Below are 15,116 nucleotides of genomic sequence, written 5' to 3'. Positions count from 1 at the left end.
CTGCCGCTGACTACCAATTTTGCGGCATTCTTGTCGTATTCGCGCCACCCGCTCCCCATCCAAAGTTGCACTCTTGCCTGCAAGTTTCGAGCTCTCGCTTTTTGACATTGGCGAGGGGATACGAAATGCTAATCGGCGGAAAGCCAACAATGGGAGAACAATAATGTCTTTCTACAAGAGCAACGCGGATGTAGTGCCTGATCACATTCGCGAAATGGCCAAAGACGTGAAGGCGGGAAAAGTCGACCGCCGTGAGTTTCTTGCTTTGGCGAGCGTGTTCGGCGCTTCCACGGCCATGGCCTATGGCATGATAGGCCTTGCCGCACCCACCCCGGCTCGTGCCGAGGAGCCCAAGAAGGGCGGCGTGCTCAAGATTGCCATGTTCATCAAGGCGCCCAAGGACCCGCGCATGGCGGACTGGTCCGAAATCTCCAACTCGCAGCGCCAGTCGCTTGAGCCGCTGGTCAAGTATACGCGCGACTATACTTTCGAGCCCTATTTGCTCGAAGGCTGGGAAGTGAACGACGATGCCACCGAATATGTGCTGAAGGCGCGCAAGAACGCCACCTGGACGAATGGCGATGCCTTCAACGCCGACGACGTGATCTACAACCTCAACCGCTGGTGCGACAAGAAGGCCGAAGGCAACTCGATGGCCGCGCGCATGGGCACGCTGATCGACGAGGCCACCGGCAAGGCCCGCGAAGGTGCCATCACCAGGGTCGACGACCACACCGTCAAGATCAAGCTGGCCGCCTCCGATATCTCCTTCATTCCCAACCTGACCGATTATCCCGGTCTTGTCGTGCACCGCACCTTCGACGAGACGGGCGCCGACTTTACCAAGCACCCGATCGGCACCGGCCCGTTCGAACTCGTCTCCTTCGATGTCGGCCAGCGCGTGGTCTACAAGCGCCGCACGGACAACAAGTGGTGGAACGGTGACGTCTATCTCGATGGCGTCGAGTTCATCGACTACGGCACCGACCCCGCCGCGACCGTGAGCGCCTTCGAGTCCGGCGAAATCCACGCCAACTACGAGACGACCGCCGACTATGTGAACATCCTCGACGGGCTCGGCCTGGTGAAGTCCGAAGTGGTCACGTCGACCACGCTGGTGGCGCGCACCAACGTCAACAACAAGCCCTATGACGACCAGAAGGTGCGCAACGCCCTGCAGCTTGCCGTCGACAATGAGACGATCCTGCAGCTCGGCTATGGCGGCGCCGGCTCGGTGGCGGAAAACCACCATGTCTGCCAGATCCATCCGGAATATTTCGCCCTGCCGCCGATCAAGCGCGACATCGAGAAGTCCAAGGCGCTGATGGCGGAAGCCGGCCAGGCCGACTTCGAGCACGAGCTGATCACGGCCGACGAGGATTGGCACAAGAACACCGGCGACGCCATTGCGGCCCAGCTTCGCGAGGCCGGCATCAAGGTCAAGCGCACGGTGCTGCCGGGCTCGACCTTCTGGAACGACTGGACGAAGTATCCCTATTCCATGACCAACTGGAACATGCGCCCGCTCGGCGTGCAGGTGCTGGCGCTGGGCTATCGCAGCGGCGAGGCTTGGAACGAGACCGGCTGGTCGAACAAGGAATTCGACGAGAAGCTCAACAAGGCCCTGGCCGTCGCCGATGCCGAAAAACGCAAGGCGATGATGGAGGACATCGAAAAGATCCTCCAGGATTCCGGCATCATCATCCAGCCTTACTGGCGCAAGCTCTACAACCACTCGGTGGCCGCGGTGAAGAACCACGGCATGCATCCGACCTTCGAGATTGACGTCGGCAAGGTCTGGCTCGACGAAGCCTGAGCGCATTGATGGCGGGAGAGGCGCTGGCGCGTCTTTCCCGCCTTTCCAACTGGGTTGATCCGCGTCGCTGAATTCATGAAACTGGCCGCAGGTCGTGAGGCGGTCCGCCTCCGCCGGTACGTCCAGCCCGGACGGCTTGTGAGCGCATCCGCCGGGCGGGCCCTTCGGCCGGCTCATGAATCGCGGCCCGCCCGAAACCCGACAGGCAGGGGCACGCATGCTTGCATTCATTCTCCGCCGGCTCGGCACCATGGCATTGACCATGGTCTGCCTGACGCTGCTCGTTTTCTTTCTCGTCAATCTCGAACCCAACCTGAAGAAGCTGGCGATCAGCCAGACCGAGCAGCGGGCCACCGCCGAGCAGCTCGAGAGCTGGCTGGTGAAGAACGGCTACCGGCAGAATTTCTTCGTCCGCTACGGCCAGTGGCTCGGCGTGCTGCCCAAGCAGCCCAACATCGACCCCGCCACCGGCAAGGCCGTGCCGCGCTTCCGCTTCTGCAACGAGCCGGACGTGCCGACCTTCTCCGGCGTTTTCCAGGGTGATTTCGGCTGTTCGACCAAGTTCCGCGCGCCCGTGGCCGAAAAGCTGTTCCCGGCGCTTGGCGCCACCGGCATCCTGATGTTCTGGGTGATGGCGACGATGGTGCCGATCTCGCTCCTCATCGGCATACTGGCCGGCATGCGCGAGGGAAGCCGCACGGACCGCGCGCTGTCCGTGGCTTCCATCACCACCACCGCGACGCCCGAATATGTCTCGGGCATCATCTTCACCGTCATCTTCGCCTCCTGGCTCGGCTGGCTGAACGGCTCGGCTGCGACGGCAACCGCGCAGGGCGTTACCTTCTACAATTTCACCCTGCCGGTGATGACCATGGCCATCTACGGCATCGGCTACATCGCCCGCATGACGCGTGCCTCGATGGTGGAGGTGATGACGCAGCAATATATCCGCACCGCGCGACTGAAGGGCCTGAGCTTTTCCGGCGTCGTCATAAAGCATGCGCTGCGCAACGCGCTGATTGCGCCTTTCACCGTCATCATGCTGCAGTTCCCGTGGCTGCTCACCGGCGTCGTCATCGTCGAGGTGATGTTCCGCTACCAGGGGTTCGGCTACACGCTGGTCGAGGCGGCGAGCAACAACGACATCGACCTTCTGCTCGGCTGCTCGCTGGTTTCCGTCTTCGTCGTGCTGTTCACGCAGCTCATCTCCGACCTGGGCTACGCCTATCTCAATCCACGCATCAGGGTGCAATAAGATGAGCGGATTGGAATATCTCTCGACCACGCAGATCGTGTTCGGCGCCCTGGCGCGGTTCTGGCCCGTCTGGGTGGCCCTTGCCCTGGTGCTGGCGGCAAGCTTCCGTTTCAGGAAGCGCCTCGGCCTCTATGGCCAGATCTTCGAAAGCGGCGTCGGCGTCGCCGGGGTCACCATCTGCCTGTTCTGGCTGTTCACGGCCATGTTCGCCGGCCATGTCGCCACCTTTGATCCGCTGGCGCAGGTGCCCGTCATGAAGGATGCGCTGCCGGGTGCCATCGATCCGGCCTCGGGCATGCCCTACCTCTTCGGCGGCGACAAGCTCGCCCGCGACGTCTTCAGCCGCATGGTCTATGGCAGCCAGATCGTTCTGGCCATCGCGCCGGCGGCCACCGCGTTTGCGCTGATGGTGGGCATCACGCTCGGCCTGCCGGCCGGCTACTATGGCGGCAGGATCGACACGGTTCTGTCCTTCCTCGCCAATCTGGTGCTGGCCTTCCCGGTGATCCTGCTGTTCTACCTGCTGGTCACGCCGGGCATCATGGACACGCCCATTCCCTATGCGATGGCCGGGCTGTTCTTCGTGTTCCCGATCGTGTTCTTCTGCGTGCTGTTCTACACGCGCTTCAAGAGCCGGCCGGAGCGCCTCTACATCCTGCTTGCCCTGACCCTGCTGGTCGGCGGCTGGGTCTATGCCGGCCTGGTGTTCAACGCCGATCCGCTCGGGCTGATCAGCATGGCGCCCAACGAGCTGAACATTTTCGTGGCGGTGGTGTTCGCCTCCAGCCCCGGCGTATTCCGCATCGTGCGCGGGCTCACCATGGACATCAAGACGCGCGACTATGTGGCGGCGGCACAGACGCGCGGCGAGGGGCCGTGGTACATCATGCTATGGGAGATATTGCCCAATGCGCGCGGACCGCTCATCGTCGATGCCTGCCTGCGTATCGGCTACACCACCATCCTGCTTGGCACGCTCGGCTATTTCGGCCTAGGCCTCGCGCCTGAAAGCCCCGACTGGGGCACTGCCATCAAGGACGCCAGCCGCCTGCTGCGCTCGGCCGTGCACCCGGCGCTGCCGCCCACCATCGCGCTGATGTCCTTCGTGCTCGGACTGAACTTCCTGGCCGACGCGCTGCGCGAGCAATCGCTGAAAGACTGATGGAGGCAACCATGAACGAAGCCGCCAGGACCACGGACACCGTTCAGGGCGTCGAACCGATCCTCGAGATCGAGAATCTCTCCATCTCCTTCTTCACGCGGGCCGGGGAAATTCCGGCGGTGATGGATTTCTCCTGCACCGTCATGCCGGGCGAGGCCATGGGCATTGTCGGAGAAAGCGGCTGCGGCAAGTCCACCGTGGCGCTCGGCGTCATGCGCGACCTGTCCAATATCGGCAAGATCGTTGGCGGCCGGATCAAGTTCCAGGGCCGCGACATGGCCGAGATGTCGGAAAAGGAACTACGCGCCATCCGCGGCAACAAGATCGCCATGATCTACCAGGAGCCGATGGCGAGCCTCAACCCGGCGATGAAGGTCGGCAAGCAGCTCATGGAAGTGCCGGTCATCCATGAGAAGGTCTCCAGGGACGAGGCCTACAAGCGCTCGGTGGAGATGCTGAAGGCGGTGCGCCTGCCCGACCCGGAACGGCTGATGAAGTCCTATCCGCACCAGCTTTCCGGCGGCCAGCAGCAGCGCATCGTGATTGCCATGGCGCTGCTTTCCAAGCCGGCGCTGCTGCTGCTCGACGAGCCCACAACCGCGCTCGACGTCACCGTGGAGGCCGGCATCGTCGATCTGGTCAAGGCGCTGGGCAAGGAGTTCGGCACGGCGATGATCTTCGTGTCGCACAATCTCGGCCTGATCCTGGAAACCTGCGACCGCATCACGGTCATGTATTCGGGCGAGGCGGTGGAGACCGGCGAGGTCAAGGACGTGTTCGACCGCATGCGCCACCCCTATACGCAAGGGCTGTTTCGCTCGATTCCGCTGCCGGGCGCCGACAAGAATGCGCGGCCCCTGATCGCCATTCCCGGCCAGCTGCCGCTGCCGCATGAGCGGCCCAAAGGTTGCAATTTCGGCCCGCGCTGCCACCACTTCGTGGAAGGCGTCTGCAACGCGGCCGAGATTCCCATGCTGCCCGTGGAAGGGCACGCCCACCATTTCAGCCGATGCGTGCGGTTCAACGAGATCGACTGGTCGGCGGTGCCGGAAGGCGCCAAGACCGGCAAGGAGCCGGTGAAGCCTGGCAAGCCGGTACTGCAGATCGAGGAGCTGAAGAAATACTACAAGGTCTCGGCCAACGAGGTGTTCGCCAGCAGCGAGGGCCGCGTCGTCAAGGCCAATGAGGAGATCAGCTTCGAGGCGCGCGAGGCCGAAACGGTCGCCATTGTGGGCGAAAGCGGCTGCGGCAAGTCCACTCTGGCCAAGGTTCTGCTGGGGCTGGAGACGGCGAGTTCGGGAAAGGTCAGCCTCGCGGGCCGCGAGATCCAGTCCACCCCGGTCGAGGAACGCGACGTCGACACCGTATCGTCGATCCAGATGGTGTTCCAGAACCCGTTCGACACGCTGAACCCCAGCCATTCGGTCGGCTCGCAGATCATCCGCGCGCTCGAAAAATTCAAGGTCGGCAAGAGTGCTGCCGAGCGCCGGCAGAAGATGTTCGAGCTTCTGGATCTGGTGAAGCTGCCGCGCGCCTTTGCCGAGCGCATGCCGCGCCAGCTTTCCGGCGGCCAGAAGCAGCGCATCGGCGTGGCGCGCGCCTTCGCCGGCCATGCCCGCGTGGTGGTGGCCGACGAGCCGGTCTCGGCGCTGGACGTGTCCGTGCAGGCGGCGGTGACCGAGCTTCTGATGGACATCCAGCGCGAGCAGAAGACGACGATGCTGTTCATCAGCCACGATCTTTCGGTCGTGCGCTACATCGCCGACCGCGTGGTGGTCATGTATCTCGGCCATATCGTGGAGCAGGGCACCACCGAGCAGATATTCTCGCCGCCCTATCACCCCTACACCGAGGCACTGCTTTCGGCGATTCCGATTGCCGACACCAGCGTGGTCAAGAAGCGCATCGTGCTGGAGGGCGAAATCCCCTCGGCCATGAACCCGCCCACCGGCTGCCCGTTCCAGACCCGCTGCCGCTACAAGCACCTGGTGCCGGATAATCTGTGCGAGACCAAGGTGCCGCCGTTGAAAGATCTCGGCGGCGGTCACAAGAGCCTGTGCTGGCTGTCGGACGAGGTGCTGGCCAAGATGGAGCCGGTGATCAGCTTCGAGCGGGACGATAAAATGCAGGATCCGGCCGCATCTGCCCGCTGAAGATGGTCCGAAACCGGGAGAACCCTATATAAGTCGGTGCAAGTGCATGACCGCACCGGAGTTGGTGCGGTGCAGTGGAGTGCGTGCGATGTCGGCTTTGCGGAATGTGTCGGGGTTGATGGTGGCGGTCTTGGTGGCAACGATGCTTGGGGGCATGACCCAGGTTTTCGCGGCCGAACGGGGAGGCGGTTCGGGGCGAAGCTCCGCGCCGCCGCCGCAGATCCTGGTACCTGACGATTCCCAGTCGCTGCGCGACGAGCAGATGCGTGAGAACTACCAGCTGCAGCAGCAGATCTACCGCGATCAGGACCGTCCGCGCATCAGCCCGCAGCCGATGGATGTGCCGATCATGCGACCGCGCGGGCAATAGGGCAGCCGAAGATCCGGGCTGTTGACTGGGCTACGCGGCAAGTCCCGGAATTTTCGAGAATGCCAGCCGGCGGTGCTGCGCGCAGCAGATGCAGGTTCCCACGAAAATATGAGTACCATATTCATGTTTTCATATAGTCATTTCAGGTAGTTACTTCGAAAATTGACCAATTGATAAAAAAATAATCTGTGCTAGCCTTTCCCAAAACCACAATAATGGGGAACTGAAATGGCCGAAGGTCAGTTCAAGGAAGGCATAGCCGCCGGAAGGCTTGCCGCCGCACAGTATGCGGAGAATTTTTCCGATCTTCATCCTCCGCTGGATCATCACGAAGCCCTCGTCGAGGCGGACCGTTGCTACTTCTGCTACGATGCGCCCTGCATGCAGGCCTGCCCGACGTCTATCGACATCCCGATGTTCATCCGGCAGATCGCCACGGGCAATCCGCTCGGCTCGGCCAAGACCATCTTCGACCAGAACATCTTGGGCGGCATGTGTGCTCGCGTCTGCCCCACCGAGACGCTGTGCGAAGAGGTCTGCGTTCGCGAAGTCGCTGAAGGCAAGCCGGTGCAGATCGGTCGCCTGCAACGCTATTCCACCGATATCGCGATGGAGGAGGGCAAGCAGTTTTATGAGCGTGCCGAACCGACCGGCCGCAAGATCGCCGTGGTCGGCGCCGGACCGGCCGGCCTCGCCGCCGCGCATCGCCTGGCGCGTTACGGCCATGAGGTGACGGTTCTCGATGCCAAGCCCAAGTCCGGCGGTCTCAATGAATACGGCATTGCCGCCTACAAGAGCACCGACGATTTCGCCCAGGCCGAGGTCGACTATGTCACGGCAATCGGCGGCATCACCATCGAGAACGGCAAGGCGATGGGCCGCGATTTCCATCTGGCCGACCTCACCGCGAACTATGACGCCGTGTTCCTCGGTCTCGGCCTTGGCGGCATCAATGCGCTGCGGGCCGAAGGCGAGGATGCGGCTGGCGTCGAAAACGCTGTCGAATATATCGCTACGCTGCGCCAGGCCAGCGATCTCGGCGCGCTGCCCGTCGGCCGGCGCATCGTCGTCATCGGCGGCGGCATGACCGCCATCGACGTGGCCGTGCAGTCGAAGCTCTTGGGCGCCGAAGAGGTCACGATCTGCTACCGGCGCGGACAGGAGCACATGAACGCCTCCGTGTTCGAGCAGGATCTGGCGGCCGCCAACGGCGTCGTCATTCGTCACTGGATGCAGCCCAGGCGGGTCGTCTCCGAAGGCGGCAAGGTGGTGGGCATCGAGCTCGAATACACCACCATGAAGGGCGACAAGCTCGCCGGCACCGGCGAGATCGTGCGGCTGGCTGCCGACCAGGTCTTCAAGGCCATCGGCCAGGCCTTCGAGCCCGCGGCGGTGAACGGCTCCGGTGCGAGCCTCGCCATGGAAGGCGGCCGCATCGTGGTCGACGATCAGGGCCGCACGTCGCTGGCCAGGGTCTGGGCCGGCGGCGACTGCATCCTCGGCGGCGAGGACCTCACCGTTTCGGCAGTCGCTCAAGGACGCGACGCTGCCGAAAGCATTCACCGGGCACTCACCGCGAACGGGAGGGCGTGAGCATGGCTGACATTCGCAACAATTTCATCGGCATCAAGTCGCCCAATCCGTTCTGGCTGGCCTCCGCGCCGCCCACCGACAAGGCCTACAATGTCGAGCGCGCCTTCAAGGCGGGCTGGGGCGGCGTGGTCTGGAAGACGCTGGGCGAGGAGGGGCCGCCGGTCGTCAACGTCAACGGCCCACGCTACGGCGCGATCTGGGGCGCCGACCGTCGCCTGCTCGGCCTCAACAATATCGAGCTGATCACAGACCGCGACCTGCAGACCAACCTGCGCGAGATGAAGCAGGTGAAGATGAACTGGCCGGATCGGGCGCTGATCGCCTCGATCATGGTGCCCTGCGTGGAGGAAAGCTGGAAGGCGATCCTCCCGCTTGTGGAGGAGACCGGCGCCGACGGCATCGAGCTGAACTTCGGCTGCCCGCACGGCATGAGCGAGCGCGGCATGGGTTCGGCGGTCGGCCAGGTGCCGGAATATATCGAGATGGTGGTGCGCTGGTGCAAACAGTACACGCGCATGCCCGTCATCACCAAGCTGACGCCCAACATCACCGACATCCGCAAGCCGGCGCGGGCGGCACATGCCGGCGGCACCGACGCGGTGTCGCTGATCAACACCATCAACTCGATCACCGCGGTCGATCTCGACAGCTTCTCGCCCGAACCCTCGATCGACGGCAAGGGCAGCCATGGCGGCTATTGCGGCCCGGCGGTAAAGCCGATCGCGCTCAACATGGTGGCCGAGATCGCTCGCGATCCGGAAACCCGCGGCCTGCCCATCTCGGGCATCGGCGGCGTCACCACCTGGCGCGATGCGGCCGAGTTCCTGGCGCTTGGCGCCGGCAACGTGCAGGTCTGCACGGCGGCCATGACCTATGGCTTCAAGATCGTGCAGGAGATGATCGCCGGCCTTGAGAACTGGATGGACGAGAAGGGCCACAAGACGCTGGACGACGTGATCGGCCGCGCCACGCCAAACGTCACGGACTGGCAGTATCTCAACCTCAACTACATCGCCAAGGCGCATATCGACCAGGACGCCTGCATCAAGTGCGGTCGCTGCCACATCGCCTGCGAGGACACCTCGCACCAGGCGATCACCAGCATGGTCGACGGCGTGCGCCACTTCGAGGTGATCGAGGAGGAGTGCGTGGGCTGCAATCTGTGCGTCAATGTCTGCCCGGTCGAAGGCTGCATCACCATGGAGCCGCTGGCGGTGGGCGCGCTGGACAAGCGCACGGGCAAGACGGTTTCGCCCGACTACGCCAACTGGACCACGCATCCCAACAACCCGATGGCGCGGCAGGCGGCGGAATAAGGTTCCTCCCGGCCAGGCGGAATCCCGAAGGGGGAAGGGAGGCCGCCTGGCCACAGATTTGCAGAACTGGTGGGCCTTTGGTCCGCCAGTTTTCTATTTGCATAATTGACGATAAAAAACATCCAGGATATAAAATATCCATGAATAGGATTTGCAAGCCATGAAGCTGAGTGAAGGCGTTGAAGCGGCGATCCATTGTGCGGCTGCTCTGACCGGCATGGAAGAGGGTGCAACCATGCCGGGCGCCGCACTGGCCGAGCAGTTCGGCCTCTCATCCAGCTATCTCTTGAAGCATCTCAATGCGCTGGTCGCTGCGGGCATTTTCGAATCCGTGCCGGGGCCCACCGGCGGGTACAGGCTGGCTCGTGCGGCCGAGGAAATTTCGCTGTTCGACATCGTGCTGGCTATCGAAGGGCCGCAACCGGCCTTCCGCTGCGGGGAGATACGCCAGCGCGGCCCGGCAAGGCTGCCGGCTTCGGCCTATGTGAAGCCGTGCGGCATCAACGCCGCGATGCTGCGGGCGGAAAAGGCCTATCGGGCAGCGTTGGCGGCCGAGCGCCTGTCCGACATCGTGGCCGAGTATCTGGCGGAAGCCGACCCCCGTTCCGTGGCAGCCAACTGCGCCTTCGTCGCGCGCCATCAGCGTGTGCAGAAAACGCCGTTTTCCAAACGATAGAGAGAGGAAATGTCGTGAAGCCAAGACTGAATTTCTACAATGCTGCTCCCGAGCTGATCAAGGAGGTGTGCGCCCTCAACAAGGCCGTGGACGAATGCGGGCTGGAAAAGAGTCTCCTGCATCTGATCAAGCTGCGCGCGTCGCAGATCAATGGCTGCTCCTACTGCGTCGACATGCACAGCCGCGAGGCGCGCCACGACGGCGAGACCGAACAGCGGCTCTATCTCGTCGCGGCCTGGAAGGAATCGCCATTGTTTTCCGAGCGCGAGCGAGCAGCCTTCGCCTGGGTCGAGGCGACAACGGTGATTTCTAAAGGTGGTGTTCCCGACGAACTCTACGAGAACACGCTCAAGCACTTTTCCGAGCAGGAACTGGTCAAGCTCACCGTGGCGGTGGGTATGATCAACATGTGGAACCGGCTGTGCGTGTCGTTCCACGCCATCCATACTGTTGCGAAGGCCGAGGCTGCGTAACGCTTCGATAAACCCGACATCAGAAGCCCAGTCCGGCCCGCGGGCCGCCTGTCTTGAGGCGTCTTGCCCCACGTCCCGTGCGGTGCTTTGCTGTGCGCAGACAGGGAGGAAGGGAATGCGATCCATTTTTCTTGGGCTTGCCGTCGCCGCGTGCCTGCAGTGCGGCGGCGCCTTCGCTGAGGAAGCTGCGTTCGACCAGTTGCATGCGATCGACATCGACAACGCCGATCCCGAGTTCGTCTCCGACATGTTCGGCCCGTGGACGATCAGCAACGCTGCGGGCGACAAGCATTGCATGGTCGTCCTGAAGCGCGAGCTGACCATCGGCGGCATGGAGCTGGAACTCGCGCCCGACTGCCCCGCGAGCTTCCCGGTTCTGGACGACATCACCGCATGGCGGCTGCTGGAAGGCTGGGCGATCGATCTGGTCGATGCCGAGCGCAGGACGCGCATCCACTTCGAAACGCCCGACGACATCTATGTCGCGTTCCCCGACACGGACGGCGTCTTCACGATCCAGCCGGCGCCCAAGGGCTGAGCCGCACGTCTGAAGCGGAAGAACGGCTGCCGTTGCGGGGAAGTCCGGCCAGCATGGTCGTAGCTTGCTTTGGTGAATAGCCGGACGATAGTCCTGCGCGGCCGTCATTGCTCAAGCCTTGTGCGGCGCCAGCCCGTGGATGAACAGGTTTTCCAGGAAGCGGGCCGCGTCCTCGAAGCGGCCTTCGCCGCTCCGGTCGGGCCCCAGCACGGCGCGCACCTGGACGTCGAAATCGGCATAGTGCTGGGTCGTGGCCCAGATGGCGAAGATCAGGTGCCAGGGGTCGGTCTTGACGATCTTGCCGGCTCGCATCCAGCCTTTGATGATCTCGGCTTTCTCGTCCACCAAGGTTTTCAATTCGCCCTCCAGCATCGGCATGATGCGCGGCGCGCCCTGCAGGATCTCGTTGGCGAACAGCCGGCTTTCGCGCGGATAGTCGCGCGCCATCTCCAGCTTGCGGCGGATATAGCCGCGGATCTCGGCGATCGGGTCGCCGCTGTCGTCCAGTTCGCGCAGCGGCGCCAGCCAGGTGTCCAGCAGGCGCTCCATCAGCGTTTCGTGGATGTCCTCCTTGCGGCGGAAGTAATAGAGCAGGTTGGGCTTCGACATGCCGGCGGCTTCGGCGATCTGGTCGATGGTGGAGCCGCGGAAACCGTGGGTGGAAAACACCTCCAGCGCGGCTTCCAGGATGAGTTCACGCTTTTCTTGCTGGATGCGTGTGCGGCGGGGCGGCGCGGCGCTTTCCATCGTCATGGAAGCCTCCTGGCGAGGGCGCGGGCCACTCGGCTGTGGACTAATTCGCTGGACCAGTTCCTCTTGGTCCGTGGAACGCGATTTGGCGCGCGCATATGGGCTAGTATTCCCTTGACCGCCTGTCTGGCGGTGCTAACGTTTGTCCAACCGGTCAAAAAATTGCGTAACACAGAAGTGTCGCAAAGACCAAGCGTTGGCCGCATCGAAACAGGGGACCGCAGAAGGAAAGCTTGGTTATGTCTAACAGAAAGAACGTCGCTCCGAACGACCTCAGCGCATTCTGGATGCCGTTTACGGCAAACCGTCAATTCAAGCAGGCGCCGCGCATGCTCGTCGGCGCCAAGGACATGCACTACACGGCAAGCGACGGTCGCAAGATCCTCGACGGCACTGCCGGCCTGTGGTGCGTCAACGCCGGCCACTGCCGCCCCAAGATCACCGAGGCGATCCAGCATCAGGCCGCTGAGCTCGACTATGCGCCCGCCTTCCAGATGGGCCACCCGATCGTGTTCGAGCTGGCAAACCGCCTGGTCGACATCGCGCCGGCCGGCATGGATCATGTCTTCTTCACCAATTCGGGTTCGGAATCGGTCGACACCGCGCTGAAGATGGCGCTGGCCTACCAGCGCGTGAAGGGCGAGGGCTCCCGCACCCGCCTCATCGGCCGCGAGCGCGGCTATCACGGCGTCAACTTTGGCGGCATCTCGGTCGGCGGCATCGTCACCAACCGCAAGATGTTCGGCACGCTGCTCGCCGGCGTCGACCATCTGCCGCACACCCATCTGCCGGCCAAGAACTCCTTCACCAAGGGCGAACCGGAGCATGGCGCCGAGCTTGCCGACGAGCTGGAGCGCATCGTCGCGCTGCATGACGCCTCGACCATCGCGGCCGTCATCGTCGAGCCGGTCGCCGGTTCCACGGGTGTTCTAATTCCGCCGAAGGGCTATCTGCAGCGCCTGCGCCAGATTTGTGACAAGCACGGCATCCTGCTGATCTTCGACGAGGTCATCACCGGCTTCGGCCGTCTTGGCACGCCGTTCGCGGCCGACTATTTCGGCGTCATCCCGGACATCATGACCACCGCCAAGGGCGTCTCCAACGGTGTCATCCCGATGGGCGCGGTGTTCGTGAAGAAGGAAATCCACGACGCCTTCATGAACGGCCCAGAGCACCTGATCGAGTTCTTCCACGGCTACACCTATTCGGGCAACCCGATTGCCTCGGCCGCCGCTCTCGGCACGCTCGACACCTACAAGGAAGAGGGCCTGCTGACGCGCGGCGCCGAACTGGCGCCCTACTGGGAAGAGGCGCTGCACTCGCTCAAGGGCGAGCCGCATGTCATCGACATCCGCAACATCGGCCTCGTCGGCGCGATCGAGCTGGAATCGATCCCTGGCCAGCCCAGCAAGCGGGCGTTCTCGGCCTTCGTGAAGGCGTTCGAGCGCGGCGCGCTGATCCGCACCACCGGCGACATCATCGCGCTGTCGCCGCCGCTGATCATCACCAAGGGCCAGATCGATGAACTCATCGATCATGTCCGCGAAGTGCTGAACATGATCGACTAAAACAATGATGCCGGGAGGCGAGGGTCTCCCGGCATTTTTCTGTTCGAACAGGGGGAATGAAAAGAATGGCCGCGCCGGGCGAGAATCTGCGAATCAATTCAGAACGCTTGTGGGATTCGCTGATGGAAATGGCGAAGATCGGCCCCGGCATTGCCGGCGGCAACAACCGCCAGACGCTGACCGATGCCGACGGCGAAGGCCGCCACCTCTTCAAGAAATGGTGCGAGGAAGCGGGCCTCGAAATGGGCGTCGACGAGATGGGCACCATGTTTGCCCGTCGCGAGGGCACCGACCCGGACGCGCTTCCGGTCTATGTCGGCAGCCACCTCGACACCCAGCCTACCGGTGGCAAGTTCGATGGCGTGCTTGGCGTTCTGGGCGGCCTGGAAGTCATCCGTACCCTGAACGATCTCGGCATCAAGACAAAGCATCCCATCGTCGTCACCAACTGGACGAACGAGGAAGGCACCCGCTTTGCCCCGGCCATGCTGGCCTCCGGCGTGTTTGCCGGCGTGCACGAGCAGGACTGGGCCTATGACCGCAAGGATGCCGAAGGCAAGCGCTTCGGCGACGAGCTCGCCCGCATCGGCTGGAAGGGCGACGAAAAGGTCGGTGCGCGCAAGATGCGCGCCTTTTTCGAATTGCATATCGAGCAGGGCCCGATCCTCGAGGACGAGGAAATCGAGATAGGTGTCGTTACCCACGGGCAAGGGTTGAAGTGGCTGCAGGTGACGCTGACCGGCATGGAAGCGCATACCGGCTCGACGCCGATGTACAAGCGCCGCAATGCCGGCCTCGGCATGGCGCGCGTGACCGAGCTGGTGCATGAAGTGGCGATGGACTACCAGCCCGACGCCGTCGGCGCGGTCGGCCACATGGAAGTCTATCCCAACTCGCGCAACATCATCGCGGGACGCACGGTCTTCACCATCGACATACGCTCGCCCGACAAGGAAGTGCTGGACGAGATGGATGCCCGCATTCGCGACGGCATCGCCACCATCTGCGACGCGCTCGATATCTCGTTCGAGATCGATCAGGTCGGCCATTTCGACCCGGTCACCTTCGACGAGGGCTGCGTGAAGGCGGTCCGCGACGCTGCCGAGCGGCTGGGCTACACCCACCGCGACATTGTCTCTGGCGCCGGCCACGACGCCTGCTGGATCAACCGCGTGGCGCCTACGGCAATGGTATTCTGCCCATGCGTCGACGGGCTCAGCCACAATGAGGCTGAGGAAATCTACCCGGAATGGGCAGCCGCCGGCTGCGACGTGCTTTTCCACGCGGTGGTGGAGACTGCTCAGATCGTGGAGTAAGATCACGCAGGAGAATACCGGGCCGACGCGCCACAAAGAAGTGCGCGGCCCGCAAGAAGGGGAATACGGGAGAATGAGGAGCACCTTCACCTACGGCACATAGCGACCGGTCGCCATGCGGCGGCCGCAA

The 15,116-nt window shown here is 63.2% G+C and carries 13 protein-coding genes; 12 read left to right on the top strand and 1 reads right to left on the bottom strand.

Going from position 1 to position 15,116, the window contains the following annotated elements; genetic code table 11:
• The first annotated feature begins 163 nt into the window (after positions 1 to 163).
• The 10 genes from ABLE86_RS02990 (at position 164) to ABLE86_RS02945 (ending at position 11,352) form a co-directional block, all read left to right on the top strand.
• Positions 164 to 1,816, top strand: a complete 1,653-nt coding sequence (locus ABLE86_RS02990; RefSeq protein ID WP_348777416.1) for an ABC transporter substrate-binding protein — start codon at positions 164 to 166, stop codon at positions 1,814 to 1,816.
• A 217-nt stretch (positions 1,817 to 2,033) separates the two neighbouring features.
• Entirely contained in the window at positions 2,034 to 3,071 is a 1,038-nt protein-coding gene (locus ABLE86_RS02985) for an ABC transporter permease (RefSeq protein ID WP_348777415.1), read from the top strand.
• A gap of 1 nt (position 3,072) precedes the next feature.
• Positions 3,073 to 4,233, top strand: a complete 1,161-nt coding sequence (locus ABLE86_RS02980) for an ABC transporter permease (RefSeq protein WP_348777414.1) — start codon at positions 3,073 to 3,075, stop codon at positions 4,231 to 4,233.
• An 11-nt stretch (positions 4,234 to 4,244) separates the two neighbouring features.
• Positions 4,245 to 6,386 (top strand): ABC transporter ATP-binding protein, encoded by a 2,142-nt coding sequence (locus ABLE86_RS02975; RefSeq protein ID WP_348777413.1) that lies wholly within the window; start codon positions 4,245 to 4,247, stop codon positions 6,384 to 6,386.
• 88 nt (positions 6,387 to 6,474) lie between these two features.
• Positions 6,475 to 6,756, top strand: a complete 282-nt coding sequence (locus ABLE86_RS02970; protein WP_348777412.1) for a hypothetical protein — start codon at positions 6,475 to 6,477, stop codon at positions 6,754 to 6,756.
• Between the two features lie 228 nt (positions 6,757 to 6,984).
• Positions 6,985 to 8,349: an NAD(P)-dependent oxidoreductase gene (locus ABLE86_RS02965; protein ID WP_348777411.1), complete on the top strand. Its 1,365-nt coding sequence runs from the start codon at positions 6,985 to 6,987 to the stop codon at positions 8,347 to 8,349.
• A gap of 2 nt (positions 8,350 to 8,351) precedes the next feature.
• The gene (gene preA / locus ABLE86_RS02960) at positions 8,352 to 9,665 is read left to right on the top strand and encodes an NAD-dependent dihydropyrimidine dehydrogenase subunit PreA (protein ID WP_348777410.1); all 1,314 of its coding nucleotides are present in this window, start codon (positions 8,352 to 8,354) and stop codon (positions 9,663 to 9,665) included.
• A gap of 160 nt (positions 9,666 to 9,825) precedes the next feature.
• Positions 9,826 to 10,341 carry an Rrf2 family transcriptional regulator gene (locus tag ABLE86_RS02955; protein WP_348777409.1) on the top strand — a complete coding sequence of 172 codons (516 nt, stop codon included), beginning with the start codon at positions 9,826 to 9,828 and terminating at the stop codon, positions 10,339 to 10,341.
• Between the two features lie 14 nt (positions 10,342 to 10,355).
• Positions 10,356 to 10,814, top strand: a complete 459-nt coding sequence (locus ABLE86_RS02950) for a carboxymuconolactone decarboxylase family protein (RefSeq protein WP_348777408.1) — start codon at positions 10,356 to 10,358, stop codon at positions 10,812 to 10,814.
• Positions 10,815 to 10,929: 115 nt separating this feature from the next.
• Positions 10,930 to 11,352 carry an AprI/Inh family metalloprotease inhibitor gene (locus ABLE86_RS02945; RefSeq protein WP_348777407.1) on the top strand — a complete coding sequence of 141 codons (423 nt, stop codon included), beginning with the start codon at positions 10,930 to 10,932 and terminating at the stop codon, positions 11,350 to 11,352.
• A gap of 111 nt (positions 11,353 to 11,463) precedes the next feature.
• Here the strand turns inward: ABLE86_RS02945 and ABLE86_RS02940 are convergent, their stop codons facing one another.
• Positions 11,464 to 12,099: a TetR family transcriptional regulator C-terminal domain-containing protein gene (locus ABLE86_RS02940; RefSeq protein ID WP_348777734.1), complete on the bottom strand. Its 636-nt coding sequence runs from the start codon at positions 12,097 to 12,099 to the stop codon at positions 11,464 to 11,466.
• Between the two features lie 242 nt (positions 12,100 to 12,341).
• Here ABLE86_RS02940 and ABLE86_RS02935 point away from each other — a divergent pair, with 242 nt between their 5' ends.
• Positions 12,342 to 13,670, top strand: coding sequence for an aspartate aminotransferase family protein (locus ABLE86_RS02935; protein ID WP_348777406.1), 1,329 nt, complete (start codon positions 12,342 to 12,344; stop codon positions 13,668 to 13,670).
• A 65-nt stretch (positions 13,671 to 13,735) separates the two neighbouring features.
• On the top strand, positions 13,736 to 14,986 hold the full coding sequence (locus ABLE86_RS02930; RefSeq protein WP_348777733.1) for a Zn-dependent hydrolase: 1,251 nt from the start codon (positions 13,736 to 13,738) through the stop codon (positions 14,984 to 14,986).
• Positions 14,987 to 15,116: the final 130 nt, after the last annotated feature.

The sequence above is a fragment of the Mesorhizobium sp. KR2-14 genome (genome assembly GCF_040049255.1).
In the GTDB taxonomy this organism is placed as follows: domain Bacteria; phylum Pseudomonadota; class Alphaproteobacteria; order Rhizobiales; family Rhizobiaceae; genus Pseudaminobacter.
The sequence above is the reverse complement of the archived record's forward strand: the minus strand, read 5'-3'. Positions and strand labels throughout refer to the sequence as shown.

Excerpts from the sequence above, each read along its gene's own strand:
- ABLE86_RS02945 (WP_348777407.1), top strand. The coding sequence starts at position 10,930 with ATGCGATCCATTTTTCTTGGGCTTGCCGTCGCCGCGTGCCTGCAGTGC.
- ABLE86_RS02975 (WP_348777413.1), top strand. The coding sequence starts at position 4,245 with ATGAACGAAGCCGCCAGGACCACGGACACCGTTCAGGGCGTCGAACCG.
- ABLE86_RS02940 (WP_348777734.1), bottom strand. The coding sequence starts at position 12,099 with ATGGAAAGCGCCGCGCCGCCCCGCCGCACACGCATCCAGCAAGAAAAG.
- ABLE86_RS02980 (WP_348777414.1), top strand. The coding sequence starts at position 3,073 with ATGAGCGGATTGGAATATCTCTCGACCACGCAGATCGTGTTCGGCGCC.
- ABLE86_RS02935 (WP_348777406.1), top strand. The coding sequence starts at position 12,342 with ATGTCTAACAGAAAGAACGTCGCTCCGAACGACCTCAGCGCATTCTGG.
- ABLE86_RS02985 (WP_348777415.1), top strand. The coding sequence starts at position 2,034 with ATGCTTGCATTCATTCTCCGCCGGCTCGGCACCATGGCATTGACCATG.
- ABLE86_RS02990 (WP_348777416.1), top strand. The coding sequence starts at position 164 with ATGTCTTTCTACAAGAGCAACGCGGATGTAGTGCCTGATCACATTCGC.
- ABLE86_RS02955 (WP_348777409.1), top strand. The coding sequence starts at position 9,826 with ATGAAGCTGAGTGAAGGCGTTGAAGCGGCGATCCATTGTGCGGCTGCT.
- ABLE86_RS02970 (WP_348777412.1), top strand. The coding sequence starts at position 6,475 with ATGTCGGCTTTGCGGAATGTGTCGGGGTTGATGGTGGCGGTCTTGGTG.
- ABLE86_RS02930 (WP_348777733.1), top strand. The coding sequence starts at position 13,736 with ATGGCCGCGCCGGGCGAGAATCTGCGAATCAATTCAGAACGCTTGTGG.
- preA (WP_348777410.1), top strand. The coding sequence starts at position 8,352 with ATGGCTGACATTCGCAACAATTTCATCGGCATCAAGTCGCCCAATCCG.
- ABLE86_RS02965 (WP_348777411.1), top strand. The coding sequence starts at position 6,985 with ATGGCCGAAGGTCAGTTCAAGGAAGGCATAGCCGCCGGAAGGCTTGCC.